The 1,919-nt window shown below is 56.1% G+C and carries 1 protein-coding gene; it reads right to left on the bottom strand.

What is annotated here, in order from left to right; genetic code table 11:
* Positions 1–815: 815 nt before the first annotated feature.
* Complete coding sequence (locus Q1A75_RS23770; RefSeq protein WP_299641510.1) at positions 816–1,766, bottom strand: Abi family protein; 951 nt, start codon at positions 1,764–1,766, stop codon at positions 816–818.
* Positions 1,767–1,919 lie beyond the last annotated feature (153 nt).

Raw genomic sequence — 1,919 nt, 5'->3', positions numbered from 1 at the left:
TTGGTGGCCACGATGAGCAACAAACCCTCTCTTAGCAAATACCGCTATTTGGACCCATAGGCGCTGACGTCAGACAACAAGGCCTGAGCACAAAACCCCCGGAGATGGCTTGCTCATCAGCCGTCGGTCGGTCGCGCATGAGCCGACACGGACGGACCAGGACGACGCGGACAAGGGGACCGTGGAATACTGAGGACGGCACAGCCGCCCACAGGATATGCCGCGAAAGCCCCTTGGCCGGGGCGGCCTGGTCTGTCAGTCAAAGGCCGCGACCGATCACGGCTGAACGACACGCCAGCGGGATCTCGTGAAGACCGCAACCACGATGGGCGTTCGGAGCAAAGCGACGAATCCCCGGAGTGGCAAAAGCCGCCGTGGGCGGCTGCGGGGGTCGTCTGCCCCCGGTGCGCAACGCGCACTCCCCCACAGGATATTTCAAGAAGGTGAAAGGGCAGGGCGCTATTCTACATCTTCCATCAGCTCAGCAGCGATTAAACCAGTGATGCTGGCATATGCCATTGTGCCGTCTGGCTGCTCGGAACGAGCAAGTGACTTGGCAATGTCCTCGGGACGATGCCCATGTTGCAAAAGCAAGGATAGCATCACGCAAGCATCTTGGATTTGAAATTCAAGCTGTGATCCGGATCTGAAGCCGGCGGAGTAGAAAACTTCGCGCGGACGCTGTGTCTCGTTCGGATCATATCCGACAGATAGGTGTATGGTGCAGGACTTTGCCTGCCAGCCCCCGTGCGGCGCACTGGATGTAGCACATACTGGCCGGAGCCTAGGGCGCGGTGCTCAGAGGGGAGGGGCCATCAATAACCTGCTTCGGCTGGATCGACAGCGGCGTGAATTTGCAGGTTCATGATCCGGTGGGCTTCATCGACCGTGGCCGATGTTTCTCCGGCGGCCGTTAACGCATGATCGAGGCATTCCAGTAGAGCTTTCAGCGTGTTGTTGTTTGCGGCGGGAACACCTTCTCGGGGCAGGTGCTGAAGCTGTTTTTGGAACCGCCGATTGAACAGCCGGTCATGATGGGCGCAGACATTTCTGAGGTCGACAAAACATGTGATCCAGTTGTCAAAAACGGGAAGCCTGGGGACACCGAACACGCGAGCGATATCTTGGCGGACAGGACCAGCGAGGGCTGCATAGAGATGTGCAGCTCCACCAAAGGTCAGGAACTCTTTCAAGGTCCAAACTGGCGGCAGAGCTGGGATGTCATAAGCATCTTTGTAGTGTCGCGCTCTGTCATCTTTGGACTGTTGAAAGGTTTTGATCACCTGCGCGAGCGCTTTGTTGTGAGCCCCGGCATCCTTGAAAGCGTTGCGATCATAGAACGGATGGCTGCCGTACCTACTGCTCAGAGCTTCGGAGAGAGTGTTTCTGAAGGCAAGTTCGAACCTGCCGACGGCCTCGAAAGCGAGCGCTCGAAGGCGCGCATCGCATTTATAGAGTTGTATGATGTGGTTATACGTTGTTCCTGGTCGGAACGTCTTGTTGGGTTGGTCTCGGCGACTGAGGAAGTAGATCCGCAGTCTCTCGTATCCGATGGCCTCGATCTTGCGCGCTGCGACATTAGGTCTGTCGATGATCAGCCCTCTGGATCTTAAGTGTTGTACGCGATCCGTGGGTGATGCGTGCGGTTTGGCGTAGTGTCGCAACGGTGGTCCAGAACGAGGAAGGGCCGCCCTTTTCCACTCCCTTTCGGCAGTGTGGCGACCCATGACAAGAGAATAGATCGTCGTTTTGAGCTGAAATGTCAAGTTAAATCGGAACTTCATGCCGCAGCATTCATGAAATCGCGTGACACATGTTCTGTTTTTGTTCTTATGTCCAACTATGTCTGACGTCAGCGCCTATGGGTCCAAATAGCGGTATTTGCTAAGAGAGGGTTTGTTGCTCATCGTGGCCACCAA

The organism is uncultured Tateyamaria sp., from assembly GCF_947504105.1.
Lineage (GTDB): Bacteria > Pseudomonadota > Alphaproteobacteria > Rhodobacterales > Rhodobacteraceae > Tateyamaria.
Note: the sequence above shows the minus strand (reverse complement) of the source record. Positions and strands in the feature narration are given on the sequence as shown.